The following is a 25,385-nucleotide window of genomic DNA, read 5'->3' on the forward strand; positions in this document are numbered from 1 at the left end:
GGAACGCCCGTCCGCGCACGGCACGGAACTGGTGCCCATGACCCTGCGGACCGTGCACTTCGTGATGCCGGGCGGTGTCGCCGACCCGGCCGCGCCCAGCGGCGGCAACGCCTACGACCGGCGCATCAGCCTGGACCTGCCCGGCTTCGGCTGGGAGGTGCGCCGGCACCTCGTGCCCGGCACCTGGCCCCGCCCCGGCTCGGCCCATCGCGCCGAACTCGCCCGGCTGCTGCGCCGGTTGCCGGAGGGCGCGGTCGTCCTGCTGGACGGCCTGGTCGCCTGCGGGGTCCCCGCGATCGTCGTCCCGCACGCGCGGCGCCTGCGCCTCGCCGTACTGGTGCACCTGCCGCTCGGCGACGAGACGGGGCTGCCGCCCGAGGTGGCGGCCGAACTCGACGCCCGTGAGCGCGAGGTGCTGCGGGCCGCGGGCGCGGTGATCGCCACCAGCGACTGGGCGGTGGGCCGGCTCGTCGCCCACCACGGCCTCGCCGCCGACCGCGTCCACGCCGCCACGCCCGGCGCCGACATCGCCCCGCTCGCCCACGGCACCGACGGCGTCTCACGGTTGCTGTGCGTCGCCGCCGTCACCCCGCGCAAGGGCCAGCACCGACTGGTCGAGGCGCTCGCCGCGGCCCGCGACCTGCCGTGGACCTGCACCTGCGTCGGCGCCCTGACCCACGATCCGTCGTACGTGAGCCGGCTGCGCGCCCTGATCGACCGGCACGGCCTCACCGACCGCGTCCACCTGGCCGGACCGCAGGCGGGTGCCGCGCTGGACGCGAGCTACGCCGCCGCCGACCTCATGGTCCTCACCTCGTACGCCGAGACCTACGGCATGGCCGTCACCGAGGCGCTGGCGCGCGGCGTCCCGGTGCTGGCCACCGGCGTCGGCGGCGTCCCCGAGGCCGTCGGCCGCGCCCCCGACGGCTCGGTCCCCGGCACCCTCGTCCCGCCGGAGGACCCGGCCGCCCTCGCCGCCGGACTCCGCGGCTGGCTCACCGAGCCGGACGTACGCCGCCGCCTCAGGTCCGCCGCCCGCACCCGCCGTACCGCCCTCGACGGCTGGGCCACCACGGCCCGCACCCTCGCCGGCGTCCTGCACCGGCTCCCGACCGAACCCTGGAGGGCCGTATGAACAGGCCGACGACGGCGGACATCGCACCCCGGCAGCCGGCAGCGCCGCAGCTCCTGGGGGCGCCGCACCCGCGGCCCGAGGACGCCCTCGTCATCCCCGGGGCGGGTCCGGCCGAGCGGGACACCGTACGGCTGCGGGAGGCCCGCCCCGACGAGCCGCCGCGGTACGCGCCCGAGTGGCTGGAGCTGCGGGAAGGGGCCGACGCGGGGGCCCGCTCGGCCGAGCTGCTGGACCCGCTGCGGATCCGGCTGGCGAACCTGCCGGGCCGGGGCCCGGGCGGGCTGGTCGTGCACGACCTCGGGTGCGGCACCGGGTCGATGGGCCGCTGGCTCGCCCCCCGGCTGGACGGCGCCCAGCACTGGGTGCTGCACGACCGCGACCCCTATCTGCTGCACTTCGCGGCCGTGGCCTCCCCGAAGGCCGCCGCCGACGGCAGCCGCGTCACCGTCGAGACGCGCCGCGGGGACGTCGCCCGGCTCACCCCGGACGCCCTCACGGGTGCCTCCCTGGTGACGGCGTCCGCCCTGCTGGACGTCCTGACCGCCGAGGAGACCGGGGCCCTGGCCGCCGCCTGCGCGGGGGCCGGCTGTCCGGCGCTGCTGACCCTGTCCGTCGTCGGCCGGGTCGACCTCACCCCGGCCGACCCGCTGGACGCCACGATCGCCGACGCCTTCAACGCCCACCAGCGGCGCACCGGCCTGCTCGGTCCCGACGCGGTCACCGCGGCCTGCGAGGCGTTCACCGAGCGCGGCGCGACCGTCCAGGTGCGGCCCAGCCCCTGGCGGCTCGGCACCGCGGACGCCGCCCTGACCGCCCAGTGGCTGCGCGGCTGGGTCGGCGCCGCCGTCGAGCAACGCCCCGACCTGCGGGCCCGCGCCGAGACGTATCTGGCCTCCCGTCTGGCCTCCCTCGCCCTCGGCGAACTGCGCGTCACCGTCCACCACGCCGATCTGCTCGCCCTGCCCCGCCCGTCGGGCACGCGCTCATGACGCCGGTGACCGAGGCGGAGGCGCCGCCCGTGCGCGGCGGCCGGCCCACGCCCGGCCGGCTGCTGCGCACCCACGCCGGCACGGTCGCGGGGCTCGCCATCCTCGTCGTCGTCACCTGGCGGCTGGGCACCGGCGTCCTCGTCGACGGCCTGCGGCGCATCGACGCGCCCGCGCTGCTCGGGGCGCTGTGCATCGGCCTGGTCACCACCCTGTTCAGCGCGCGCCGCTGGCAGCTCGTCGCCCGCGGCCTCGGACTCCGGCTGCCCCTGGGCGCGGCCGTCGGCGACTACTACCGGGCCCTGTTCCTGAACGCCGCCCTGCCCGGCGGTGTCCTGGGCGATGTGCACCGGGCCGTGCACCACGGCCGCAGCGCGGGCGACCTGGGCCGGGGGGTGCGAGCCGTGGTGCTGGAACGGACCGCGGGGCAACTGGTGCTCGCCGCCGTGGGCGGAGCCGTCCTGGCGACCGTACCGTCGCCCGTGCGCACCGAGACCCGGCAGGTGCTGGAGCTCGCCGCCCTCGCCGCGGCGGGCGTGCTGGCGATCGTGGCCGCCGTGCGGATGAGCCGGCCCCACCCCGCCGCCCGCCGGGGCCGCGCCCTGCTGACCGAGGTCCGCGCGGCGCTGCTGTCCCGCCGCAACGGCCCCGGCGTGCTGGGGTCCTCCGTCGTCGTCCTCGCCGGACACCTCGCCCTGTTCCTGCTCGCGGCGCGCACCGCGGGCTCCGGCGCGCCCGTGCCTACCCTGCTGCCGCTCGCCGTGCTCGCGCTGCTCGCCATGAGCCTGCCGCTCAACGTGGGCGGCTGGGGGCCGCGCGAGGGCGTCACGGCCTGGGCGTTCGGGGCCGCCGGGCTCGGCGCGGGCAGCGGGCTGGCGGTCGCCGTGGTCTACGGCGTGCTGAGCCTCGCCGCGAGCCTGCCCGGCGCGGCGGTCGTCGCCGCGCGCTGGGGCACCGGCCCGCGGGCGGACGGCTACGACTCGCCGTCCAGGAGCGAGAAATACGCGCCGAAGGATTCCACCAGACTCGCCAGCAGTGCCTTTCCCTTTTCCGCCGACCCCAGGGAAGGACGGCCTATGACGCCCGAATCGGTATAGGCGGACATTCCCACGGTGAGCAGATGCCGCCGGTCGTCGGCGACGAGATCGGCCGACTCGTAACCGGGCCTGACCAATTGAGGATGAGTGTGCAGAAGGACGGAGGTCTCTATTTCCCCCGCGTGCATGTCGGTGAGCAGCGAGGTGCGCACCCCGGCCCGCTCCCGGGCCGTCTCCCAGTCCTCCGCGGCCGGGAACAGCGCCATCCGCTCCCCGCGCGCGGAGGACTCCTGGACCACATTCCCCAGGACGTAGTTCCCGCCGTGCCCGTTGACGAGCACCAGCGTGTCGACGCCCGACCGGCGGAGCGACGCCGCGATGTCCCGTACCACCGAGTGAAGGGTCACGGAGGAGATGCTCACGGTCCCCGGCCACGCCGCGTGCTCGTGCGAGCAGGAGACCGGCACCGCGGGAAGGAGGTGCACCGGGTACGCCGCGGCGATCTCCCCGGCGATCGCGCAGGCGACGAGCGTGTCGGTGGCCAGTGGCAGATACGGGCCGTGCTGCTCGAAACTCCCCACGGGCAGCACCGCGATCCGCGCGTTCCGCGCCCGCACGTCCTCCGTGGTGTCCGCCGGCACGACACCGTATGCCGCTATCTCCCCATCCCTCATCTTTTTCAAGGCCTTTCGTCGCCTTTCGTCTCTGCTGAGGAACAGATCATGACAGAAAAGCTCGGCGTCCTCGCCAAGAAGTCCGCACCGCGCACCGGAGTGGAACGCGTGGTGAATGCCCCGCTTCCCACCGTGTACGGGCAATTCACGGCGGTCGGCTATCTCGACCACGACCGCGGCGAGGAACAGGTCGCCCTGGTCCACGGGGACCTCGGCAGCGAGGGCGTGCTGACCCGGCTGCACTCCGAGTGCCTGACGGGCGACGCCTTCGGCTCACGGCACTGCGAGTGCGGCGACCAGCTCGATTCGGCGCTGCGGGCGGTGGCCGCCGAAGGCCGGGGCGTCGTCGTCTACTTGAGAGGGCACGAGGGCCGCGGCATCGGTCTGCTGGCCAAGCTGCGCGCGATGGCGCTCCAGGCGGAGGGCCTGGACACCGTGGAGGCGAACCTCGCCCTCGGCCTGCCGGTGGACGCCCGCGACTACGGCGCCGCGGCGGAGATCCTGCGCGACCTCGGGGTGCGCTCGGTGCGGCTGATGTCCAACAACCCGCTGAAGCGGGAGGCGTTGACCCGGCACGGCATCCGGGTCGCCGAGGAGGTCCCGCTGCTGATTCCGCCCTGCGAGAGCAACATCACCTATCTGCGCACCAAGCGGGAGCGGATGGACCACCACCTGCCCCACCTGGACGCGGTGGGGCAGTTCAGTCCCTGACCGCCTCGTGGGCCAGTCGCCGCAGGGCGGGGAAGACGCCGCTGGAGCCGCGCGGCCGGACCTGCGTCATGAACTGCACGGTCAGGTCGCGGCCCGGGTCGACGAAGAACGCCGTGGACGCCACGCCGGTCCAGCCGTACGTGCCGGGCCCGGCGGGCGTCTGGGTGCGGGCGGGGTCGATCACCACCGAGACTCCGAGCCCGAAGCCGACGCCGTCGTTGCCGGGCACGTCGTGGGCGGGCCGGCTGCCGAAGGAGCGCAGATCGGCGCCGCCGGGCAGGTGGTTGCGGGTCATCAGGGCGACCGTGTCCGCCGTCAGCAGCCGGGTGCCGTCCAACTCGCCCCGCCGCCGCAGCATCTCCATGAACCGGTGCTGGTCGTGGGCGCTCATCGCCAGGCCGCCGCTGCCGGACAGGAACCGGGGCCGCCCGACGCGCAGCGGCAGCCCCGGCACCGGCGCGATACCGCCGCCCTCCTGCTCGCCGTACAACTCGGCGAGCCGCGGCGCCTGTTCGTCGGTGACCTGGAAACCGGCGTCCGTCATGCCGAGCGGCCGGAAGATCCGCTCGGCGAAGAACGCGTCGAGCGGCTGCCCGGACACCACCTCGATGATCCGCCCCAGCACATTGCTGGCGACGGAGTAGTTCCACTGCGTGCCCGGCTCGAACTGCAGCGGCAGGCTCGCGTACACCTCGATCGTCTCCGCCAGGTCCTTGCCCGGCGGCACCGAGGACTCCAGGCCCGCCTCCCGGTACAGGGCGTCGACCGGGTGGGTGTGGTAGAAGCCGAACGTCAGGCCCGCGGTGTGGGTCATCAGGTGCCGCACCCGTATGGGCCCCGCGGCCGGCCGGGTGCTCACCTGCGGCCCGGACCCGCCGACGTACACCCGCGGGTCGGCGAAGGCGGGCAGATGGCGGGCGACCGGGTCGTCCAGCGACAGCCGGCCCTCCTCGACCAGCGTCAGCGCGGCGACCGCGGTCACCGGCTTGGTCATCGAGTAGACCCGCCACAGGGTGTCCGCCTCCACGGGCAGCCCGGCCGCGAGGTCCCGCTGCCCGTACGTCGTCAGGTGCGCGACCCGGCCGCCGCGCGCCACGGCCACCAGGAAGCCGGGCAGCCGGCCCTCGTCGACCTCGTGGGCGAAGTGCCGGTCCAGCCGCTCCAGAGCCCTCGCGTCCAGCCCTGCCTCGCTCGGTTCGGCGTCCTGCCGCAGCTGTGCCATCGCGCTCTCCTCCGGTTCCGTCCGACGGGGTGCGAACGGACTACCCCGCCGGGAGGGCCTCAGCACCCATGATCGCGCACGGAACCCGTGAGATGCGCCCCCTCACCACCACGGTGTGTGACCGGCGTGCGCCCCGCGCGCTCGCGCCCCGGCAGCAGCAGGGCCGCCACCGCGCCGAGGGCCGCCGCACCGGCCAGCACCGGCAGCGGCAGCCGCAGCCCGCCGGCCCCCGTCAGTGTGGCCGCCGCGGCGACGCCCAGCACCGGCCCGACGTTCAGCGCCGTCTGCTGTAGCCCGCCCGCCACTCCCGCCGAGGCCGCGGGAGCCCGCCGTACGACGACCTGCGTGGCCGCCACCATCACGGTGCCGAACCCGGCCCCGACCAGCGCGAAGCCCGTGCAGAGCACCAGCGTGGAGCCGGCCGCCGCGAGCAGCGGGATGCCGGCGGCGAGTGCTCCCATCGCCCCGACGGTGACCCGCCGGGCACCCTGCCGCCGCAGGAGCAGCGGACACAGCGCGGCCGCCGCCACCATCAGCACCGCGAGCGGCAGACTGCGCACCGCACTCTCGAAGGGGTCCAGGCCGAAGGTGTCCTGCAACAGGTAGATGCAGGTGAACAACGCGCCGTGCAGCGCCGCCGACGCCGCCACCAGCACCCCGAGCGCAGCCCCGATCGACGGCGCCCCCACCAGGGCGGCCGGCACCAGCGGATCACCGGCCCGCCGCTCGTGCCGTACGAAACCCGCCCCAGCGGCGACCGCCACGGCGAGGGCCGCGCCGCCCCCGGCCGTCCACCCCGAGCCGGGCAGCCCGACGAGCCCGTGCACCAGCGAACCGAGCGCCACGGCGAGCAGCAGGGCGCCGGGCAGATCGAGGCCGGGGGCCGGACGGGGGAGGGACTTCTCCCCGCGTACGCCGGTGAGGGCGAGGACGCCGAAGAACACCGACGGGGCCACGTTCAGGAAGAACACCGACCGCCAGCCCCACCCCGTCACCAGGGCCCCGCCCAGCAGGGGGCCCGCCGCGGCCGCCAGGCCGATGGCCGCCGTGCGGACGGCGAGCGGGGTGCGCAGCCGGTCCGGCGGGTAGGCGGTGCGCAGCATGCCCAGCGTGGCCGGTTGCAGCAGGGCTCCGCACACGCCCTGCGCGACCCGCAGGGCGATCACCCACCCGATGCCGGGCGCGAGCCCGATCGCGGCCGAGGCCGCGCCGAAGCCCAGCATGCCCAGGCCGAACAGCAGCCGGTGCCCGTACCGGTCGCCGAGCCGCCCGCCGAACACCAGCAGCCCGGCCACCGCGACGAGATACCCGGTGCTGGTCCACTGCGCCTGGGCGAAGCCCGCCCCGAGGTCCCGCTGGAGGGTGGGCTGGGCGACCGTGAGCACCGTGCCGTCCAGGGCGACGATCACCGCACCGGCCACGCTGCTCGCCAGCGTCAGCCGGGCCCTCACCGGTCACCCGCGGGGCCGAGGTGGGCGTCCAGGGCGGCCTTCAGGAAGGGTCCGAAATCCTCGGCGCCGGTGGCGAGTCGGAGGCTGCCCCAGCCCCACAGCTGGGCGATGCCGTGCAGGTTCGCCCACAGCCCGCCCGCGACGGCACGGGCGTCGGCGTCCGGCCGTACCGCCGCGACCAGCTCCACCAGCACGGTGAACAGCGGCAGGCTGGTGTCGCGCAGCCCCAGATGGCCGCTCTCCAGCAGGTCGTGACGGAACATCAGCTCAAACATTCCGCGCTCGGTCAGCGCGAACTCCAGGTACACGCGGGCCAGTGCGGCCACCTGCTCACGCGGGTCCTCGTCGCCCAGGGCCTGCGCCGTGCGCTCGGCGAGGTCGGCGAAACCGCGCCGGGCGATGGCCGACAGCAGCTCCAGATGGGTGGGGAAGTAGCGGCGCGGCGCCCCGTGCGAGACCCCTGCCCGACGGGCGATCTCCCGCAGGGTCAGCGCCTGGACGCCCTCGCGCGCCACCAGCTCCACGCCGACCTCGACCAACCGGGCGCGCAGGCCCGTGTCCGACTCATGCATAGACAGTGTCTACCAGTGATGAGTAGACACTGTCTACTCACTGGCCCGCCGCAGGGGAATACCCGTCGCGCACGGGTGGGTTGCAGTTGGCATGACTCAGGACGCACTGCTCGATCTGCTCTCCGCGGGCCACAGCGGGGTGCTCGTCACCCTCAAGAAGGACGGCCGCCCCCAGCTGTCCAACGTCAGCCACGCCTACTACCCCGACGAGCGGATCATCCGCGTGTCGATCACCGACGACCGCGCCAAGACCCGCAACCTGCGCCGCGACCCCCGGGCGTCCTACCATGTCACCAGCGCCGACCGGTGGGCCTACACGGTCGCCGAGGGCACCGCCGACCTCACGCCCGTCGCCGCCGACCCGCACGACGACACGGTCGAGGAGCTCGTCCGCCTGTACCGCGACGTCCAGGGCGAACACCCCGACTGGGACGACTACCGCGCCGCGATGGTCCGCGACCGGCGGCTGGTGCTGCGGCTGCGGGTGGAGCGGGCGTACGGCATCCCGCGGTCCTGACCCGCTACTGCCGGCTGACCGACCGGCTCACACCCGCGACGACGGCCGACGCGAGGATCCACCCGGTGATCACCAGCACGTACGACAGCCACTGATACCACCCGCGCGGCCCGAAGGCCCCCTCCTGCCCGAAGGAGATCACCGGCACCAGCAGGTCCAGCGTGTAGAAGACGGGGTTGAAGTCGGGCGCCTCCCCGGCCTTCAGCGGCGCCGGCCGGTGCAGCCCGTACACCACCGACCCCACGGCGAGCAGCGACAACAGCCACGCCGCCGCCCGCAGCGGCCGGAAGCCGTAGCCGACGGTGGCGTCCTGGACGACACCCCACAGCCGGCCATACCACGGCAGGGTCGTGCGGTGCCGGCGCTGCTTGGCGAGCTGGACGAACCGGGCCGCGTGCTCGTCACCGATCCGCAGGTAGGCGCCCGTCAACTGCTCGTAGGAATGGGGGACATAACCGTCCCGGTCGCGTTCCAGCATAGGGAGCCGGTGCTCGGCGGGTTCGTGCGGCATCAGGGAGGCGTATACGAGCCCGTTGAGCAGCACCACGTCCGGCACGGCCGCCGGCTCCAGGAACAGCACGTCGGTCTGGGTCCGCCGCAGATTCAGCGTCCCCTCCATGGCGGGGCCGCGCAGCCACAGTTCGCCGACGGTGCAACTGCTGGCCCTCAGGCCGGACTCGCCGGGACGCGAGAGCCGGCTGTACGACAGGTCCAGCCGCCCCGCGATCCGCGCCCCGCGCAGCCCGACCCACCCCTCCACCTGCGCGTACCGGACGCGCACGTCCCCCTCGACGGAGAGGGTCTCGGCGTCCAGCGCTGCGTGCTCCGGGTGGACGAGCCGCGCATCGCTGAGGTTGACGGAGCCCGCCACCCCCGCGCCGTTGAGCCGGATCTGCCCCCGGGTGCGCAGCCCCGGCGCCCACAGGTCGGCGCCGATCGAGGCCTGGTTGAGCTGGAGGACCGGCTCCTCGGCATCGGGTGCGTCGACCCGGGCGCTCTCCAGGTACAGGCTGCCGCCGACCTGCGCCCCGCCGAGCCGGACGACGCCGTCGAACCGGGTGCGGGTCATGCGCAGGGCGCCGTCGACATGGACGGACGAGGCGACGAGACCGGGCAGCACGGACTCGCTCAGGTTGAGTTCCCGCAGCCGGGCGGCGGCGCAGCGCGGCGGTTCGTCGAAGTGGCAGTGGCGCAGCCGCACCGGATGGTCGATCGTCGCGTACTGCAGGTCGAGCCGCCCGGTGATCCGGGCGCCCACCACATCGAGCGCCGGTATCTCCCCGTCCTGCTGCGGTCCGTTCAGCAGCGCGGCCCGCAACACCGCGCCGCGCACGGCCCGTTCGGGTCCCCAGCCGGCCGGGTCGGGGTCGTCGCTCTCACGGAAGTCCACGGTTCCGCCCCGCGAGAACGCCCGCCACACCCGCTGTTCGGCCGGGGTCAGATCGTTGATCTCCATCGCGGGCGACTCTGACCCGACCGCACAGCGGGTGTCAACCGCATACCTACGGCCGGGCGTTCCACTCCGCGATGACCGGCCGTCCGTGCTCGGTGGACAGCCGGCTCACCGTGCCCGTGCCGAGCTGGAACAGGCGGCCCTCGGCCGGTGACAGGCCGAGCCGCCGGGCGGTGAGGACGCGCAGGAAGTGGGCGTGGGCGACGAGGACGACGTCGCCGTCGTGCCGGGTCATCGCGGCGTCGGCCCGGGACAGCACCCGGTCGGCGCGCTCGCCGACCTCGGCCGGGCTCTCGCCGCGGTGCTGCGGACCGGGCACCACACCGTCGTGCCACAGGTCCCAGTCGGGGCGGGTGCGGCGGATCTCGGCGGTGGATATGCCTTCGTAGCCGCCGTAGTCCCACTCGTGCAGGTCGGCGTCGGTGACGGTCCCGATGAGGCCCGCGAGTTCGGCGGTGCGGACCGCGCGGGCGAGGGGGCTGGTGAGGACGAGAGAGAAGGTCCGGGCGGACAGGAGCGGGGCCAGGGACTTGGCCTGCCCCTCACCGTGCGGGGTGAGGGGCAGGTCGGTGAAGCTGGTGTGGCGTCCCGTGGCGCTCCACTCCGTCTCGCCGTGGCGGACCAGGAGGAGATCCCCCACGGCAGGACCTACTTCTTCTCTACGGCGTGGCCGCCGAACTGGTTGCGCAGCGCGGCGATCATCTTCATCTGCGGGGAGTCCTCCTGGCGGGAGGCGAACCGCGCGAAGAGGGAGGCCGTGATCGCGGGCAGCGGGACCGCGTTGTCGATCGCGGCCTCCACCGTCCAGCGGCCCTCGCCGGAGTCCTCGGCGTAGCCGCGCAGCTTGTCCAGGTGCTGGTCGTCGTCGAGGGCGTTGACCGCGAGGTCCAGCAGCCAGGAGCGGATGACGGTGCCCTCCTGCCAGGAGCGGAAGACCTCGCGGACGTTGTCCACGGAGTCGACCTTCTCCAGCAGCTCCCAGCCCTCGGCGTAGGCCTGCATCATGGCGTACTCGATGCCGTTGTGGACCATCTTGGCGAAGTGGCCCGCGCCGACCCGGCCGGCGTGGACGTAGCCGTAGGGGCCTTCCGGCTTGAGGGCGTCGAAGACCGGCTGGACGCGCGCGACGTTCGCGGGGTCGCCGCCGACCATCAGGGCGTAGCCGTTCTCCAGGCCCCACACACCGCCGGAGACACCGGCGTCGACGAAGCCGATGCCCTTCTCGCCGAGCTCCTTGGCGTGCTTCTCGTCGTCCGTCCAGCGGGAGTTGCCGCCGTCGACGACGATGTCACCGGGGGAGAGGAGATTCCCCAGCTCGTCCACGACCGACTGGGTGGGGCCGCCCGCCGGGACCATCACCCACACCACACGGGGGGCTTCGAGCTTGTCGACCAGCTCGGCGAGGCTGCCGACGTCGGCGAGGTCGGGGTTGCGGTCGTAGCCGATGACGGTGTGGCCCGCGCGGCGGATGCGCTCGCGCATGTTGCCGCCCATCTTGCCGAGACCGATGAGACCGAGCTGCATGGTTACTTCACTTCCTTGAGGTCGCGGTAGGCCGCGACGAGGGCGGCGGTGGAGGCGTCCAGACCGGGCACGTCGGCGCCCTCGGTCAGTGCGGGTTCGATGCGCTTGGCGAGGACCTTGCCGAGCTCCACGCCCCACTGGTCGAAGGAGTCGATGTTCCACACCGCGCCCTGCACGAACACCTTGTGCTCGTACAGCGCGATCAGCTGGCCCAGCACCGACGGGGTCAGCTCACGCGCCAGGATCGTGGTGGTGGGGTGGTTGCCGCGGAAGGTGCGGTGCGGGACCTGCTCCTCGGCGACGCCCTCCGCGCGCACCTCCTCCGGCGTCTTGCCGAAGGCCAGCGCCTGCGTCTGGGCGAAGAAGTTCGCCATCAGCAGGTCGTGCTGCGCCTTCAGGTCGTCGCTCAGCTCGGCCACGGGCCGCGCGAAGCCGATGAAGTCCGCCGGGATCAGCTTGGTGCCCTGGTGGATCAACTGGTAGTAGGCGTGCTGCCCGTTGGTGCCGGGCGTGCCCCACACGACGGGGCCGGTCTGCCAGTCCACCGGGTCGCCGTCGCGGTCCACGGACTTGCCGTTGGACTCCATGTCGAGCTGCTGGAGGTAGGCGGTGAACTTGGAGAGGTAGTGGCTGTAGGGCAGCACCGCGTGCGACTGGGCGTCGTGGAAGTTGCCGTACCAGATGCCCAGCAGGCCCAGCAGGAGCGGGGCGTTGGCCTCGGCGGGGGCGTTCCTGAAGTGCTCGTCGACGATACGGAAGCCGTCGAGCATCTCGCGGAAGCGGTCCGGGCCGATCGCGATCATCAGGGACAGGCCGATCGCGGAGTCGTAGGAGTAGCGGCCGCCGACCCAGTCCCAGAACTCGAACATGTTGGCCGTGTCGATGCCGAACTCGGTGACCTTCTCGGCGTTCGTCGACAGGGCGACGAAGTGCCTGGCGACCGCCTTCTCCTCGCCGCCGAGGGCGTTGAGCAGCCAGGAGCGGGCCGAGGTGGCGTTGGTGATCGTCTCGATCGTGGTGAAGGTCTTGGAGGCGACGATGAACAGCGTCTCCTCCGGGTCGAGGTCGCGGGTCGCCTCGTGCAGGTCGGCGCCGTCGACGTTCGACACGAAGCGGACGGTCAGCGCGCGGTCGGTGAACGCCCGCAGCACCTCGTACGCCATCGCCGGGCCGAGGTCGGAGCCGCCGATGCCGATGTTGACGACGTTGCGGATCCGCTTGCCGGTGTGGCCGGTCCACTCGCCGGAGCGCACCCGCCCGGCGAAGTCGGCCATCTTGTCCAGCACGGCGTGCACCTTGGGCACGACGTTCTCGCCGTCGACCTCGATCACCGCGTCGCGCGGGGCGCGCAGCGCGGTGTGCAGCACGGCGCGCTGCTCCGTGATGTTGATCTTCTCGCCGCGGAACATGGCGTCGCGCAGCCCGAACACACCGGTGGCGGCGGCGAGTTCCTGCAGCAGGGCGAGGGTCTCGTCGGTGATCAGGTGCTTGGAGTAGTCGATGCGCAGGTCACCCACGCGTACGACGTACCGCTCCGCGCGCCCGGGGTCCGCGGCGAACAGCTCGCGCAGGTGCGGCTGCCCCTCGGCGCGGTGGTCCTCCAGGGCGGTCCACTCCGGGCGCCGCGTCAGCTTGGGGGAGTCAGACATGAGAAGGGGTCTCCTTGCCGGCCTCGCCGCGCAGGGCGATGGCGTACATCTCGTCGGCGTCGAGGCGCCGCAGCTCCTCGGCGATGAGTTCGGACGTCTGGCGCACCTTCAGGGCGAGGGTGCGTGAGGGCTGGCCGGGCAGGGACAGCGTGGCCAGCGGGCCCTCGGGGCGGTCGATGACGATCTCGCCGTGCTCGGTGCCCAGGCGTACGGCCGTCACGACCGGCCCCGCCGTGACGACACGGTCGACCTCGACACCGAGGCGGGCCTCCAGCCAGCGGGCCAGCAGCTCGGCGCTGGGGTTCTCCGCCTCGCTCTCCACGGCGGCCGAGACGATCTTCTCACGGGCCTGGTCGAGGGCCGCGGCCAGCATCGAGCGCCACGGGGTCAGCCGGGTCCAGGCGAGGTCGGTGTCGCCCGGGGCGTAGGACCGTACGCGTGTCTCCAGCGCCTGCAGGGGGTGCTCGACGGCGTACATGTCGGTGATGCGGCGCTGGGCCAGCGCGCCGAGGGGGTCCTTGGCGGGGATCTCGGGCGCGTCCACCGGCCACCACACGACCACGGGGGCGTCCGGCAGCAGCAGCGGCAGGACGACCGAGTCGGCGTGGTCGGACACCTCGCCGTAGGTGCGCAGCACCACGGTCTCGCCGGTGCCCGCGTCGGCACCCACCCGGACCTCGGCGTCGAGGCGGGAGGCGGTGCGGTCGCGGGGGGTGCGGGCGTGCCGCTTGATGACGACCAGCGTGCGCGCGGGGTGCTCGTGCGAGGCCTGCTCGGCCGCCTTGATGGCGTCGTAGGCGTTCTCCTCGTCCGTGACGATCACCATCGTCAGGACCATGCCCACGGCGGGTGTGCCGATGGCGCGGCGGCCCTGCACCAACGCCTTGTTGATCTTGCTTGCCGTGGTGTCGGTCAGGTCGATCTTCATGGCCTGCGCCAGCTCCGTCCGTCTCGTGCGAGCATCTCGTCGGCTTCCTCGGGACCCCAGCTGCCCGACGCGTACCGCGCCGGACGGCCGTGCGTCGCCCAGTACTCCTCGATCGGGTCGAGGATCCTCCAGGACTCTTCCACTTCCTGGTGACGGGGGAACAGGTTGGCGTCCCCGAGGAGGACGTCCAGGATGAGCCGCTCGTAGGCCTCCGGGCTGGACTCGGTGAACGACTCGCCGTAGGCGAAGTCCATCGTGACGTCCCGGATCTCCATCGAGGTGCCCGGCACCTTGGAGCCGAACCGGACGGTCACGCCCTCGTCCGGCTGCACCCGGATGACGATGGCGTTCTGTCCGAGCTCCTCGGTGGCGGTGGAGTCGAAGGGGGAGTGCGGGGCGCGCTGGAAGACGACCGCGATCTCCGTGACCCGGCGGCCCAGACGCTTGCCGGTGCGCAGGTAGAACGGCACGCCCGCCCAGCGGCGGTTGTCGACGTTCAGCTTGATCGCCGCGTAGGTGTCGGTGGTGGAGGCCGGGTCGATGCCGTCCTCCTGGAGGTAGCCGCGCACCTTCGCGCCGCCCTGCCAGCCCTCCGCGTACTGGGCGCGCACGGTGTGCCGGCCCAGGTCCTCCGGCAGTTTGACGGCCTTCAGGACCTTCAGCTTCTCGGTGAGCAGCGAGCCCGCGTCGAAGGAGGCCGGCTCCTCCATCGCGGTCAGCGCCATCAGCTGCAGCAGGTGGTTCTGGATGACGTCACGGGCCGAGCCGATGCCGTCGTAGTAGCCCGCGCGGCCGCCGATGCCGATGTCCTCGGCCATCGTGATCTGGATGTGGTCCACGTAGGAGCGGTTCCAGATCGGCTCGAACATCTGGTTGGCGAAGCGCAGCGCCAGGATGTTCTGGACGGTCTCCTTGCCGAGGTAGTGGTCGATCCGGAAGACCTGCTCCGGGTCGAACACGTCGTGCACGAGCGCGTTCAGCTCGCGCGCGCTGGCCAGGTCGTGGCCGAACGGCTTTTCGATGACCGCCCGCCGCCAGGAGCCCTCGGGGGCGTCCGCCAGACCGTGCTTCTTCAGCTGCTGCACGACCTTCGGGAAGAACTTCGGCGGCACCGAGAGGTAGAAAGCGTAGTTGCCGCTGGTGCCGCGGGCGGCGTCCAGTTCCTCGACGGTGTCGTGCAGCGTCTTGAACGCCGTGTCGTCGTCGAAGTCGCCCGGGATGAACCGCATGCCCTCCGCGAGCTGCTGCCAGACCTCCTCCCTGAAGGGCGTACGCGCGTGCTCCTTGACGGCGGCGTGGACGACCTGCGCGAAGTCCTGGTTCTCCCAGTCGCGGCGGGCGAAGCCCACCAGGGAGAAGCCCGGCGGCAGCAGGCCGCGGTTGGCCAGGTCGTAGACGGCCGGCATCAGCTTCTTGCGGGACAGGTCGCCGGTGACGCCGAAGATGACTAGCCCGGAGGGGCCCGCGATCCGGGGGAGCCGGCGGTCCCGTTCGTCCCGCAGCGGGTTGGACCAGTCGAGGGCCGGCACGCTCACCGGGGCCTCCACCGTCACTTCCGCGCCTTCGTTGCTCATTCCCCGTCAACTCCCTTGCTCATAAGGGACTTCGTCACGGTGTCCAGCAGGTCCTGCCAGGCCACCTCGAACTTGGCCACGCCCTCGTCCTCCAGCCGGGTCACGACCTCGTCGTAGGAGATGCCGAGCCGCTCGACGGCCGCCAGGTCCGCGCGGGCCTGCGCGTAGCCGCCTGTCACCGTGTCGCCGGTGATCACGCCGTGGTCGGCGGCGGCGTTCAGCGTGGCCTCCGGCATGGTGTTGACCGTGCCGGGCGCCACCAGCTCGTCGACGTACAGCGTGTCCTTGTACGCCGGGTCCTTCACTCCGGTGGACGCCCACAGCGGGCGCTGCTTGTTGGCGCCCGCGCCGGCCAGGGCCGGCCAGCGCTCGCCGGAGAAGACGGCTTCGTACGCCTCGTACGCCAGCCGGGCGTTGGCCAGCGCCGCCCGGCCCTTGAGCGCCAGGGCCTCGTCGGTGCCCAGTGCGGTCAGGCGGCGGTCGATCTCGGTGTCGACGCGCGACACGAAGAATGAGGCCACAGAGTGGATGCTAGACAGATCCAGGCCCACGGCCTGCGCCTTCTCCAGGCCCGCGAGGTAGGCGTCCATGACCTCGCGGTAGCGCTCCAGGGAGAAAATCAAGGTCACGTTGACGCTGATGCCCTGCGCGATCACCTCGGTGATGGCCGGCAGGCCCGCCTCGGTGGCCGGGATCTTGATCATGACGTTGGGGCGTTCCACCAGCCACGCCAGCTGCTTGGCCTCGGCGATCGTGGCCGCGGTGGCGTGCGCGAGCCGTGGGTCGACCTCGATGGAGACCCAGCCGTCCCGGCCGTTCGTACGGTCGTACACCGGGCGCAGGACGTCGGCGGCGGCCCGCACGTCGGCGGTGGTCATCATCCGCACGGCCTCGTCGGTGGTGACACCCCGCACGGCCAGGTCGGCGAGCTGCTCCTCGTAGCCCTCGCCGGAACCGATGGCGGCCTGGAAGATGGAGGGGTTGGTGGTCACGCCCACCACGTGCCGGGCGGCGACCAGCTCGGCGAGGCCGCCGGTGGTGATCCGCTTGCGCGACAGGTCGTCCAGCCAGATGGAGACGCCCTCGTCGGAGAGGCGCTTCAGGACGGGTGCTTCGGTCATTTCTCGATCATCTTCTTTCTGGCGGTCGGATCAACCACGCGTCGCGGCCAGGGACTCCCTGGCCGCGGCGGCGACGTTCTCCGCGGTGAAGCCGTACTCGGCGAACAGGGTGGCGGCATCGGCGGAGGCGCCGAAGTGCTCGAGGGAGACGATGCGTCCTGCGTCACCTACGAAGCGGTACCACGTCAGGGCGATCCCGGCTTCGACGGCGACGCGCGCTCGCACGGACGGCGGAAGGACGCTGTCGCGGTACTCGCGCGACTGCTCCTCGAACCACTCCACGGACGGCATCGACACCACCCGGGTCCCGATCCCCTCGGCCTCCAGCCGCTCCCGCGCGGCGACGGCCAGCTGCACCTCGGAGCCGGTGGCGATCAGGATCACGTCCGGCGTCCCGGTGGAGGACTCCGCGAGGACGTAACCGCCGCGGGCGGCGTCCGGGTTCGGCGCGTACGTCGGTACGCCCTGCCGGGTGAGGGCGAGGCCGTGCGGGGCCGGCCTGGTGGAGTGCCGGCGCATGATCTCCGCCCAGGCGACGGCCGTCTCGTTGGCGTCGGCGGGGCGTACGACGGTCAGGCCCGGGACGGCGCGCAGCGAGGCGAGGTGCTCGACGGGCTGGTGGGTCGGGCCGTCCTCGCCGAGGCCGATGGAGTCGTGCGTCCACACGTACGTCACCGGAAGCTGCATCAGCGCCGACATGCGCACCGCGTTGCGCATGTAGTCGGAGAACACCAGGAAGGTGCCGCCGTAGATCCGGGTGTTGCCGTGCAGCGCGATGCCGTTCATCTCCGCGGCCATCGAGAACTCGCGGATGCCGAAGTGCACGGTGCGGCCGTACGGGTCGGCCTCGGGCAGCGGGTTGCCGGCGGGCAGGAACGACGACGTCTTGTCGATGGTGGTGTTGTTCGAGCCCGCGAGGTCGGCGGAGCCTCCCCACAGTTCGGGCAGCACGGCGCCGAGCGACTGCAGGACCTTGCCGGAGGCGGCCCGGGTGGCGACGCTCTTGCCGGGCTCGAAGACCGGCAGCGCGTCCTCCCAGCCCTCGGGGAGCTGACCGGCCACGACCCGGTCGAACAGCGCCGCACGCTGCGGCTGCGCCGCGCGCCACTCGCCGATCCGCTTGTCCCAGGCGGCGTGTGCCTCGGCGCCCCGGTCCAGGGCCCGGCGGGTGTGGGCGAGGACCTCGTCAGCGACCTCGAAGGCGCGTTCCGGGTCGAAGCCGAGGAGGCGCTTGGTGGCGGCGATCTCCTCCTCGCCCAGCGCCGAGCCGTGGGAGGCCTCGGTGTTCCGCGCGTTCGGGGCGGGCCAGGCGATGATCGTGCGCATCGCGATGATGGACGGCCGGTCGGTCTCGGCCTGCGCCGCCTTCAGGGCCGCGTACAGGGCGTGGACGTCGACGTCCCCCTCGGCGGTCGGCTCGATGCGCTGGGTGTGCCAGCCGTAGGCCGCGTAGCGCCCCAGGACGTCCTCGGAGAACGCCGTCGCGGTGTCGCCCTCGATGGAGATGTGGTTGTCGTCGTAGAGGAAGACCAGGTTGCCGAGCTTCTGGTGGCCCGCGAGGGAGGAGGCCTCCGCGGAGACGCCCTCCTGGAGGTCGCCGTCGGAGACGATCGCCCAGATGGTGTGGTCGAAGGGCGAAGTGCCCTGAGGGGCGTCCGGGTCGAACAGTCCGCGCTCGTAGCGGGCGGCCATCGCCATGCCGACCGCGTTGGCGACGCCCTGGCCGAGCGGGCCGGTCGTGGTCTCGACCCCGGCCGTGTGGCCGTACTCGGGGTGACCGGGCGTCCTGGACCCCTGCGTGCGGAACGCCTTGAGGTCGTCCAGCTCCAGCTCGTAGCCGGCGAGGAAGAGCTGCGTGTACAGCGTCAGCGAGGTGTGGCCGGGGGAGAGCACGAAGCGGTCGCGGCCGGTCCATTCCGGATCGGCCGGGTCATGGCGCATCACCTTCTGAAAGATCGTGTACGCCGCCGGGGCCAGGCTCATCGCCGTGCCGGGGTGGCCGTTGCCCACCTTCTGTACGGCGTCGGCGGCCAGAAGGCGGGCCGTGTCGACGGCACGCCGGTCGAGGTCGGTCCACTCGAAGCTGTCGGGCGTCTGCGTGCTCATCTTCAAGAAGTCCTCTGGAAGAGCGGGATTGCTGGTCTGACGCGTTAGAGATTAAAAGTCTGACTTTTAGCTGGCGAGGTCGTCGTGTGTCAGCCTTTGGTGAAAGTGGGACACCACCCGTACGGACTAGTCGGTGCGAGAAGGACATGGCGGACAGAACCTCCCCTCCCGGAGAAGACGGCGACCTCATCAGGACGTTCCCGTTCCCCTCCGACCTCAGCGTGTGCGGCGTCGGCATGCAGGTCGGCCCCATGGGCGCGGACCGCGCATGGCACGCCGACGCACCGCTCGACAAGGTCCACCGCATCGACTTCCACGTGGTGATGCTGTTCTCCGCCGGTCCCGTCCGCCACATGATCGACTTCGCCGAGTACCAGGCCCGGGCCGGCGACCTGCTGTGGATCCGCCCCGGTCAGGTGCACCGCTTCTCGACCGGGGCCGAGTACCGCGGGACCGTGCTGACCATGCAGCCCGGATTCCTGCCGCGCGCCACCGTCGAGGCCACCGGCCTCTACCGCTACGACCTGCCCCCGCTGCTGCACCCCGACGAGCCCGAGCTCGCCGGCCTCACGGCCGCCCTGGACCAGCTGCGCCGCGAGTACGAGGACGACGTCACCCTGCCCCTCGGCCTGCACACGGCTGTCCTGCGCCACTCCCTCACGGCGTTCCTGCTGCGCCTCGCCCACCTCGCGGCCCGTTCCGCCGAGGCCCGCAGCAACCCCTCCGACACCACGTTCACCCTGTTCCGGGACGCCGTGGAGAAGGGCTTCGCCACCAACCACAGCGTCAGCGCCTACGCCGACCACCTCGCCATCTCCCGCCGCACGCTGGTCCGCGCGGTGCGCGCCGCGACGGGCGAGACCCCCAAGGGCTTCATCGACAAGCGCGTCGTCCTGGAGGCCAAACGCCTCCTCGCCCACACCGACCTGCCCATCGGCCGCGTGGGCGTGGCGGTCGGCTTCCCCGACGCGGCCAACTTCTCCAAGTTCTTCCACCAGCACACGGACATGACCCCGGCGGCGTTCCGCGCGGAGCTGCGCTGAGGCCGGTCAGCCGCGCTCGCCCTCCTCGGTCCTGAAGGGACGAAAGCCCCGGCTGAGGTAGTTGGGCAGGGCGCGGGGATGGTCCAGCGACGAGGTGTGCAGCCACACCCTGCTCACCGACGGGCGCGCCGCCCAGGCGCCGCGGACCGCGAGCGTGAGGGCGAACGCGCCGAGCCCCTTGCCGACGAACTCCGGCAGCAGCCCGAAGGACCCGATCTCCACCTCGTCACCCGGATGCGGCCGGTAGGTGACGATGCCCGCGGGTTCGCCCTCGAAGGACAGCAGCCGGAACATCCGCTCCGGGGCCTCGGCGAACCAGTCGCGCCACTCCCGCCCGGTCCGGCTCGCGCTCTTCCAGCCGTAGGGCGCGCCGACCGCCGTCAGGAGGCCGGTGATCAGGGGTGAGTCGCGGTCCAAGGGCTCCATGACCAGGCCCGGCACGGCGGGGGCGGCTACGAGCCGGTCCGGGCCGGTCATCTCGACGTACGTCACGATCTCCTTCATCAGCGCAGGCTAAAGGGGGCCTCACGCACGCGTGAAGCCCCCTGGCGGCCGTGCTCAGCGCCCGAAGTGGAACCAGTTGACGTTCACGAAGTCGGCCGGCTGGCCGCTGGTGAAGGTCAGGTAGACGTCATGGGTGCCGGTGACGCCGGTGATGTTGGCGGGGATCGTGCGCCAGGACTGCCAGCCGCCCGTGTTGCCGAGGGCGAAGCTGCCGACGGGCGCGTTGGAGCGGCTGTCCAGGCGGACCTCGACCAGTCCGCTGACGCCCGGGCCGGCCCCGCTCGCGACCCGGCCGTAGAACTGGGTGGCGGCCGTGGAGCCGAAGTTGACGCCCCGGTAGAGGACCCAGTCGCCGTTGGCCACGGCGCCTATGTTCTGGCCGCCGCCCGTGTCCGTGGTGCCCTCGGTGATCACGCCGGACTGGGCGTCGAAGGACTCGGCCTGGACGGCCGAGTAGGCGTCGCGGTTGCCGGTGGGCGGCGGGGTGGTGCCGCCACCGCCGCCGGACGACAGCACCTGGACGTAGTCGACGACCATCGCGTGGCCCGGCACCGTGCCGGAGTCCGGGCCGCCGCCGAAGGCGCCGGGGAAGCCGCCGCCCATCGCCACGTTGAGGATGATGAAGAAGCCGTGGTTCGTGGCGTTGGCCCAGGTCGTCGCGTCGACCCGGTCGGCCCTGACCGTGTGGTAGTCGGTGCCGTCGACGGAGAAGCGGAGCTGCTCGGGGCTCGTGGAGCGGTCCCACTCCATGCGGTAGGTGTGGAAGCCCGCCTGGCAGGTGGTGCCGGGACAGCTCGTCGAACCGCCGATGCCGGTCGTCTCGTTGCAGGGGCCACCCGGGTTCGTGCCGCAGTGCAGCGTGGCCCAGACGGTGTTCAGGCCCTGGACGTTCTCCATGATGTCCAGCTCGCCGACGCTCGGCCAGTTCCAGTAGTTGCCTCGGAACGGCGCGCCCAGCATCCAGAACGCCGGCCAGTAGCCCTTCGCGGCGGCGCCGGTGACGTTCGGCATCTGGATACGGGCCTCGACGCGCAGCTTGCCGCCGGACGGGGGCTGGAAGTCGGTGCGGTTGGTCTCGATCCGGCCCGAGGTCCAGTTGCCGGCGGCGTCACGGCGCGGGGTGATACGCAGGTTGCCGCTGCCGTCCAGCGCCACGTTGTTCGTGCTGGAGGTCATCGTCTCGACCTCGCCCGTGCCCCAGTTGGCGGCGCCGCCGGGGTAGGAGGTGCCGGTCGCGTACTGCCAGTTGGCGGTGTTGACGCCCGACCCGGCGGGCCCGTTGAAGTCGTCGGCGAAGACCTGCGTCCAGCCCGACGGGGGCGGCGGCGCGGTGGCGCTCGCCGTGGACGTGACGCTCGTGGCGGCCGCCGCGGCCAGGGTGAGCGTGCCGACGGCCGCGAGGAGGGCCCGCCGCAGCGGGCGGCGTCTGGGGATGCCTGAGGTGCGGCTCATGTGGGGGTGCCTCTCGACAGAAGGGAACAGGGGTTGCGGGGAGCCCTGAGAGCCCTGCTTGAGAGCGCTCTCAAGGTGCGCCCAATGTCCCCTCGGCCGGCCGCGGCGTCAAGAGGTGAAGCAGGGAAATCCCTTGCGGTGCGGGCAAGTTCATGAGGTGAACCCGAATGTGCCGTCCGGCCGGCAGGAACGGGCGGCCCGTCATGCGGTACGCCGTCGTCAGCGCAGGGCCGGCTCCCGCTGCCGGCGGCGCCTCATCCCGCGGCCCGATCCGCTCGTGCACCCGGCGCAGCGGCCGCGGCGCCCACCAGGCCCGCCGGCCCAGCAGGGCCGTCGACGCGGGGACGAGCAGCATGCGCACGACCGTCGCGTCGATCAGGACCGCCGGCGTCACCGCCCGGGCGAGCGTGGCGAGCACGGCCCCTCCCGGCAGGTTCGTCCATCGGCTACACCCGCAGACTCCCGCCGCACCCCAAGCCCCCGACCCCCGACCCCCGGCCCCCGACCCCCGGCCCCCGGATCGCGGGAGCGAGCGGTTCACGGGCCTCCGTCGCACGGGGGAGAAGGGCGGGAGCCTCGGCTGTACGGGGAGGAGAAGGGCGGGAGCCTCGGCCGTACGGGGAGGAGAAGGGCGGGGGATCGGCCGTACGGGACGAGGGCGCGGGGGATCGGCCGCCCGGGGAGGGAATCCCCCTACGGATGCGGGGCGTTGATCCGACCGGCACCCGTGACCGAGAAGGAGTCCCATGTCCGACGAACCCGCCGTCCGCGAACTGCGCCTGGTCGTCACCGCCGACGATTACGACGCGGCCCTGCACTTCTACCGGGACGTCCTCGGCCTGCCCGAGCGGGCCGCGTTCTCCTCGCCCGGCGGGCACGTCACCATCCTGGAGGCCGGCCGGGCCACCCTGGAGCTCACCGACCCGAACCACGCGGCGTTCATCGACGACGTCGAGGTCGGCCGGCGCGTGGCCGGACACGTCCGGGTCGCCTTCCGGGTCGGCGACTCCGCCGCGGTCACCGCCCGGCTGGCCGCCGCGGGCGCCGAGGTCCTCGCCGAACCGACCCGCACCCCCTGGAACTCCCTCAACTCCCGCCTTCAGGCACCGGGAGCCCTTCAGCTCACCCTGTTCGAGGAGCTGGGCGACGGGGCTTCCTGAGGTGCGCCGAGCGGATAGTCGTAGCGGATGAACCCGTTGAACGCGGCGATCCTGTCGTAGAGGGCGCGTGCCGTGGCGTTGTGGTCCTGGGTGGTCCGGTACAGCCGGACCGCGCCCCGCTCCCGCGCCTTCACGGCCACCTCCTCGATCAGCGCCCGCGCAACACCCTTCCCGCGCGCGTCCTCGGCGACGAAGAGGTCCTGGAGGTAGCAGCTGCCGGCCGGCCAGGCATGGGCGTGGAAGAGGTGGTGGGCGATGCCGACCAGCCGGCCGTCGGCCGTGCGCGCGCCCAGGCCGTGCACCTCGGTGCCCTCCAGAAGTCGGCACCGGGTGGCGGGTTCGCCGTGCGCAGCCGGGCGACGACGGGGTGACGGTTCAAGGACCGGGCTGACATGGGCGGCTCCTCGGGTCGCGGACCGTTCCGGTGTTCCGGCCGGTCGCGGGCCCCGCCTCGCCGGTGAGAGGGATATGCGCGAGGGGCGCCCCCGTGGCGGGGACGCCCCTGCTTGCGGAGATCACTTACGGATATCGCTTCCGGAGGTTTCCTCCGGAGGTGTCAGCCGGTGAAACCGGCCGTGATGGAGGTGAACTGCCAGTTGTTCTGGCTGATGCCGGAGCAGTTGCTGGTCACGCCGCCGCCCGGGCACGGCCGGTCGCGGTTGACCGCCCAGTAGGCGAGGCGGGCGATGTGGTGGGAGTTCGCCCAGTCGCGGATCTGGGTCCAGATGGCGACCGAGGTGAGCTCCTGCTGGTCGGACAGGCCGTTCATGCCGGAGATCCCGATGTGCGCGTACGCGGTGGCGTCGTCCCAGCCGAAGGTGGACTTCAGCTTGTTCTTCAGCCCCTCGGTCGCGTTCACGGTGTTGCCGTACATGTCGGCGCCGCCGCCGAAGTCGAACGGCATGATGGTGAACACGTCGATGTTCGCGTTCAGCGCCTTCGCCTGCTCGATGAGCCGGTTGCCCCAGTAGGTCGGGCCGGTCGTCGAGGTGCCGAAGGTGAGGATCGTCCGCAGGCCCGGGTTGCCGGCCTTGACGATCTTCAGCGCGTTGAGGATGCGGTCCTGCACGACGGCGTTCTCGAACTCGTCGGTGTTCTCGATGTCGACGTCGATCGCCTTCAGCCCGTACGCGTCGATCACCTTCTGGTACGCGCCCGCCAGTGCCTCCGGCGTCGAGCAGTTCGGGCCCAGCTTGTTGCCGCTCCAGCCGCCGATCGACGGGACGATGTCACCGCCCGCGGACCGGATGGAGTTGATGACGCTCTGGTCGTTGCCGCCGGTCAGCGGCCTGCTGCCGTCCCAGGCGGGGTTGCAGCCGCCCGAGGAGAGGATGAACGCCATCGTGAACCACTTGACCCCGGTCGCGCTCATCACCGAGGTCGCGCTGGGCGGGTCGCCCCAGCCGAGGTACAGATAGGGCGCGGCCTGCTTGAAGCCGGTGCCCCCGCCCCCGCCGGCGTCGGTCGTCACCGTCACGGCGTTGGAGACGGCGGAGCTGTTGCCGGCCGCGTCCCGGGCCCGCACGGTGAAGGTGTACGAGGTGCTCGCCGCGAGCCCGGACACCGTGGCGCTCGTCCCCGACACGCTCAGCACCTGGTTGGAGCCGCTGTAGACGTCGTACGCCGTGACGCCGACGTTGTCGGTCGAGGCGTTCCACGCCAGCGACACGCTGGACGAGGTCTTGCCGGTGGAGCGCAGGCTGCCCGGCACGCTCGGCGCCTGGGTGTCCCCGCCGCCCCCGCCGCCGGGCCCGTCGAGGCTGATGTCGTCGGCGTAGTAGGTCCCTTGGCCGTACCAGCCGTGCACGTACACCCGCGCGCTGGTCTGCGAGGCGCCGGTCGTGAAGGACAGACTCAGCTGGCTGTACGCCGACGGGGAGCTCGTCCAGGTCGAGGCCCCGCCGTCCACCCCGAGGTAGACGTAGGAGCCCCGCACCCAGCCGCTGAGCGAGTACGTCGTGTTGGGCTGGACCGCGACGGTCTGCCCGCACTTGGCGTTGTCACTGGAACTCGCGGCCCCCTGCAGCGCCCGGGAACCGCCGTGCACGGGCGAGGAGACGACCGACCCGAGATTGCCGGAGCAGGACCAGGGCGACAACGACCCTGCTTCGAAGCCGGAGTTGGTGAGGACGTTGGCCGCATGGGCGGTGCCGGGCAGCGCGACGGCCGCGCCGACCGCGAGCCCGACGGCCCCGCACAGCGCGAGGAGCCTGCGTCTGGAGCGACTGAGGAGTGAGTGGCGCACGCGATCTCCCTGAGGGGTGTGGGGTGTTCGGGAGTGCACAGGGGTGCGAAGTGATACGCCACCAAAGTTGGTATGGACCAATCGCGCTGTCAATAGGTCGGTGCGGATTGGTCCATACCTGGGATGGAGTTACTCAGGCGCGCGGGGAACGGCGCGACAAGCCACGACGAAACCCGCAAGCGGCGGACGCCGCCGCGCAGACGGGAATGGACAGACAGGCCCTAGATGTATTGATCACAAGCGTTGTTAACGCCGGCAGGTCTTGATCATGGCGAAGACCTCCGGTGTGGTGGAGGTGTCTAGGCTCCACACCACGCACGG

At 72.5% G+C, this 25,385-nt stretch carries 22 protein-coding genes and 2 pseudogenes; 7 read left to right on the plus strand and 17 right to left on the minus strand.

Annotated elements, in window-relative coordinates:
• Positions 1–37: 37 nt before the first annotated feature.
• From ACIGXJ_RS36420 to ACIGXJ_RS36430, 3 genes and pseudogenes are all read left to right on the plus strand, one after another.
• Complete coding sequence (locus ACIGXJ_RS36420; protein ID WP_399655085.1) at positions 38–1,135, plus strand: glycosyltransferase family 4 protein; 1,098 nt, start codon at positions 38–40, stop codon at positions 1,133–1,135.
• Positions 1,132–2,124, plus strand: a complete 993-nt coding sequence (locus tag ACIGXJ_RS36425; RefSeq protein WP_399655031.1) for a hypothetical protein — start codon at positions 1,132–1,134, stop codon at positions 2,122–2,124. Before ACIGXJ_RS36420 ends, ACIGXJ_RS36425 begins: the two co-directional genes overlap by 4 nt.
• Positions 2,121–2,978, plus strand: a pseudogene (locus ACIGXJ_RS36430) (lysylphosphatidylglycerol synthase transmembrane domain-containing protein); the annotation flags it as partial. The gene ACIGXJ_RS36425 and the pseudogene ACIGXJ_RS36430, both read left to right, overlap by 4 nt.
• A 116-nt stretch (positions 2,979–3,094) precedes the next feature.
• Here the strand turns inward: ACIGXJ_RS36430 and ACIGXJ_RS36435 are convergent.
• Entirely contained in the window at positions 3,095–3,832 is a 738-nt protein-coding gene (locus ACIGXJ_RS36435) for a creatininase family protein (protein ID WP_399655033.1), read from the minus strand.
• 48 nt (positions 3,833–3,880) lie between these two features.
• Here ACIGXJ_RS36435 and ribA point away from each other — a divergent pair, with 48 nt between their 5' ends.
• On the plus strand, positions 3,881–4,543 hold the full coding sequence (gene ribA, locus ACIGXJ_RS36440) for a GTP cyclohydrolase II (protein ID WP_399655036.1): 663 nt from the start codon (positions 3,881–3,883) through the stop codon (positions 4,541–4,543).
• Here ribA and ACIGXJ_RS36445 read toward each other — a convergent pair.
• From ACIGXJ_RS36445 to ACIGXJ_RS36455, 3 genes are read right to left on the minus strand one after another with little or no spacing between them, the layout of a single operon-like run.
• A complete protein-coding gene (locus ACIGXJ_RS36445) occupies positions 4,533–5,765 on the minus strand; it encodes a serine hydrolase domain-containing protein (protein ID WP_399655038.1) in 1,233 nt (410 codons plus the stop codon). The genes ribA and ACIGXJ_RS36445 overlap by 11 nt on opposite strands.
• Positions 5,766–5,824: 59 nt before the next feature.
• Complete coding sequence (locus tag ACIGXJ_RS36450; protein WP_399655041.1) at positions 5,825–7,216, minus strand: MFS transporter; 1,392 nt, start codon at positions 7,214–7,216, stop codon at positions 5,825–5,827.
• Positions 7,213–7,788 carry a TetR/AcrR family transcriptional regulator gene (locus ACIGXJ_RS36455; RefSeq protein ID WP_399655044.1) on the minus strand — a complete coding sequence of 192 codons (576 nt, stop codon included), beginning with the start codon at positions 7,786–7,788 and terminating at the stop codon, positions 7,213–7,215. The genes ACIGXJ_RS36450 and ACIGXJ_RS36455 overlap by 4 nt, the downstream gene beginning before the upstream one ends.
• Positions 7,789–7,879: 91 nt before the next feature.
• Between ACIGXJ_RS36455 and ACIGXJ_RS36460 the strand changes: the two genes are divergently transcribed.
• Positions 7,880–8,305, plus strand: coding sequence for a PPOX class F420-dependent oxidoreductase (locus tag ACIGXJ_RS36460; RefSeq protein ID WP_399655047.1), 426 nt, complete (start codon positions 7,880–7,882; stop codon positions 8,303–8,305).
• Between the two features lie 4 nt (positions 8,306–8,309).
• Here ACIGXJ_RS36460 and ACIGXJ_RS36465 read toward each other — a convergent pair whose 3' ends face one another.
• The 8 genes and pseudogenes from ACIGXJ_RS36465 to tkt all read right to left on the minus strand — a co-directional run bounded on the left by ACIGXJ_RS36465 (position 8,310) and on the right by tkt (position 18,660).
• Positions 8,310–9,761 (minus strand): membrane-associated oxidoreductase, encoded by a 1,452-nt coding sequence (locus tag ACIGXJ_RS36465; protein WP_399655050.1) that lies wholly within the window; start codon positions 9,759–9,761, stop codon positions 8,310–8,312.
• Between the two features lie 46 nt (positions 9,762–9,807).
• Positions 9,808–10,398 (minus strand): histidine phosphatase family protein, encoded by a 591-nt coding sequence (locus tag ACIGXJ_RS36470; RefSeq protein ID WP_399655053.1) that lies wholly within the window; start codon positions 10,396–10,398, stop codon positions 9,808–9,810.
• Between the two features lie 8 nt (positions 10,399–10,406).
• On the minus strand, positions 10,407–11,420 hold the full coding sequence (gene gnd / locus ACIGXJ_RS36475) for a phosphogluconate dehydrogenase (NAD(+)-dependent, decarboxylating) (RefSeq protein WP_399655055.1): 1,014 nt from the start codon (positions 11,418–11,420) through the stop codon (positions 10,407–10,409).
• A pseudogene (gene pgi, locus ACIGXJ_RS36480) lies at positions 11,312–12,931 on the minus strand (glucose-6-phosphate isomerase); the annotation flags it as partial. The pseudogene pgi and the gene gnd, both read right to left, overlap by 109 nt.
• On the minus strand, positions 12,924–13,859 hold the full coding sequence (gene opcA / locus ACIGXJ_RS36485; protein ID WP_399655058.1) for a glucose-6-phosphate dehydrogenase assembly protein OpcA: 936 nt from the start codon (positions 13,857–13,859) through the stop codon (positions 12,924–12,926). The gene opcA and the pseudogene pgi, both read right to left, overlap by 8 nt.
• Positions 13,856–15,433, minus strand: a complete 1,578-nt coding sequence (gene zwf / locus ACIGXJ_RS36490) for a glucose-6-phosphate dehydrogenase (RefSeq protein ID WP_399655061.1) — start codon at positions 15,431–15,433, stop codon at positions 13,856–13,858. Before zwf ends, opcA begins: the two co-directional genes overlap by 4 nt.
• The gene (gene tal / locus ACIGXJ_RS36495; protein ID WP_399655063.1) at positions 15,430–16,554 is read right to left on the minus strand and encodes a transaldolase; all 1,125 of its coding nucleotides are present in this window, start codon (positions 16,552–16,554) and stop codon (positions 15,430–15,432) included. Before tal ends, zwf begins: the two co-directional genes overlap by 4 nt.
• 30 nt (positions 16,555–16,584) lie before the next feature.
• On the minus strand, positions 16,585–18,660 hold the full coding sequence (gene tkt, locus ACIGXJ_RS36500) for a transketolase (protein WP_399655066.1): 2,076 nt from the start codon (positions 18,658–18,660) through the stop codon (positions 16,585–16,587).
• A 146-nt stretch (positions 18,661–18,806) separates the two neighbouring features.
• Between tkt and ACIGXJ_RS36505 the strand changes: the two genes are divergently transcribed.
• A complete protein-coding gene (locus ACIGXJ_RS36505) occupies positions 18,807–19,703 on the plus strand; it encodes a helix-turn-helix domain-containing protein (RefSeq protein WP_399655068.1) in 897 nt (298 codons plus the stop codon).
• Between the two features lie 6 nt (positions 19,704–19,709).
• Here ACIGXJ_RS36505 and ACIGXJ_RS36510 read toward each other — a convergent pair whose 3' ends face one another.
• The 3 genes from ACIGXJ_RS36510 to ACIGXJ_RS36520 form a co-directional block, all read right to left on the minus strand.
• Positions 19,710–20,207, minus strand: coding sequence for a GNAT family N-acetyltransferase (locus ACIGXJ_RS36510; protein WP_399655070.1), 498 nt, complete (start codon positions 20,205–20,207; stop codon positions 19,710–19,712).
• A gap of 54 nt (positions 20,208–20,261) precedes the next feature.
• Positions 20,262–21,659 carry a glycoside hydrolase family 16 protein gene (locus ACIGXJ_RS36515; protein ID WP_399655072.1) on the minus strand — a complete coding sequence of 466 codons (1,398 nt, stop codon included), beginning with the start codon at positions 21,657–21,659 and terminating at the stop codon, positions 20,262–20,264.
• Between the two features lie 70 nt (positions 21,660–21,729).
• Positions 21,730–22,077 (minus strand): hypothetical protein, encoded by a 348-nt coding sequence (locus tag ACIGXJ_RS36520; RefSeq protein WP_399655087.1) that lies wholly within the window; start codon positions 22,075–22,077, stop codon positions 21,730–21,732.
• 328 nt (positions 22,078–22,405) lie between these two features.
• On the opposite strand from ACIGXJ_RS36520, the gene ACIGXJ_RS36525 reads away from it, so the two are divergent.
• Entirely contained in the window at positions 22,406–22,819 is a 414-nt protein-coding gene (locus ACIGXJ_RS36525; protein WP_399655075.1) for a VOC family protein, read from the plus strand.
• Here the strand turns inward: ACIGXJ_RS36525 and ACIGXJ_RS36530 are convergent.
• Together ACIGXJ_RS36530 and ACIGXJ_RS36535 are read right to left on the minus strand one after the other, a co-directional pair.
• Entirely contained in the window at positions 22,777–23,121 is a 345-nt protein-coding gene (locus ACIGXJ_RS36530; RefSeq protein WP_399655077.1) for a GNAT family N-acetyltransferase, read from the minus strand. The genes ACIGXJ_RS36525 and ACIGXJ_RS36530 overlap by 43 nt on opposite strands.
• A 254-nt stretch (positions 23,122–23,375) precedes the next feature.
• Complete coding sequence (locus ACIGXJ_RS36535; RefSeq protein ID WP_399655080.1) at positions 23,376–25,064, minus strand: carbohydrate binding domain-containing protein; 1,689 nt, start codon at positions 25,062–25,064, stop codon at positions 23,376–23,378.
• Positions 25,065–25,385 lie beyond the last annotated feature (321 nt).

This window comes from Streptomyces sp. NPDC053367, from assembly GCF_044545925.1.
GTDB lineage: Bacteria > Actinomycetota > Actinomycetes > Streptomycetales > Streptomycetaceae > Streptomyces.

What these genes read in the sequence shown, in the direction of transcription:
- ACIGXJ_RS36420 (WP_399655085.1), top strand. Translation starts at nt 38, where the DNA reads ATGACCCTGCGGACCGTGCACTTCGTGATGCCGGGCGGTGTCGCCGAC.
- ACIGXJ_RS36425 (WP_399655031.1), top strand. Translation starts at nt 1,132, where the DNA reads ATGAACAGGCCGACGACGGCGGACATCGCACCCCGGCAGCCGGCAGCG.
- ACIGXJ_RS36435 (WP_399655033.1), bottom strand. Translation starts at nt 3,832, where the DNA reads ATGAGGGATGGGGAGATAGCGGCATACGGTGTCGTGCCGGCGGACACC.
- ribA (WP_399655036.1), top strand. Translation starts at nt 3,881, where the DNA reads ATGACAGAAAAGCTCGGCGTCCTCGCCAAGAAGTCCGCACCGCGCACC.
- ACIGXJ_RS36445 (WP_399655038.1), bottom strand. Translation starts at nt 5,765, where the DNA reads ATGGCACAGCTGCGGCAGGACGCCGAACCGAGCGAGGCAGGGCTGGAC.
- ACIGXJ_RS36455 (WP_399655044.1), bottom strand. Translation starts at nt 7,788, where the DNA reads ATGCATGAGTCGGACACGGGCCTGCGCGCCCGGTTGGTCGAGGTCGGC.
- ACIGXJ_RS36460 (WP_399655047.1), top strand. Translation starts at nt 7,880, where the DNA reads ATGACTCAGGACGCACTGCTCGATCTGCTCTCCGCGGGCCACAGCGGG.
- ACIGXJ_RS36465 (WP_399655050.1), bottom strand. Translation starts at nt 9,761, where the DNA reads ATGGAGATCAACGATCTGACCCCGGCCGAACAGCGGGTGTGGCGGGCG.
- opcA (WP_399655058.1), bottom strand. Translation starts at nt 13,859, where the DNA reads ATGAAGATCGACCTGACCGACACCACGGCAAGCAAGATCAACAAGGCG.
- zwf (WP_399655061.1), bottom strand. Translation starts at nt 15,433, where the DNA reads ATGAGCAACGAAGGCGCGGAAGTGACGGTGGAGGCCCCGGTGAGCGTG.
- tal (WP_399655063.1), bottom strand. Translation starts at nt 16,554, where the DNA reads ATGACCGAAGCACCCGTCCTGAAGCGCCTCTCCGACGAGGGCGTCTCC.
- tkt (WP_399655066.1), bottom strand. Translation starts at nt 18,660, where the DNA reads ATGAGCACGCAGACGCCCGACAGCTTCGAGTGGACCGACCTCGACCGG.
- ACIGXJ_RS36505 (WP_399655068.1), top strand. Translation starts at nt 18,807, where the DNA reads ATGGCGGACAGAACCTCCCCTCCCGGAGAAGACGGCGACCTCATCAGG.
- ACIGXJ_RS36510 (WP_399655070.1), bottom strand. Translation starts at nt 20,207, where the DNA reads ATGAAGGAGATCGTGACGTACGTCGAGATGACCGGCCCGGACCGGCTC.
- ACIGXJ_RS36515 (WP_399655072.1), bottom strand. Translation starts at nt 21,659, where the DNA reads ATGAGCCGCACCTCAGGCATCCCCAGACGCCGCCCGCTGCGGCGGGCC.
- ACIGXJ_RS36525 (WP_399655075.1), top strand. Translation starts at nt 22,406, where the DNA reads ATGTCCGACGAACCCGCCGTCCGCGAACTGCGCCTGGTCGTCACCGCC.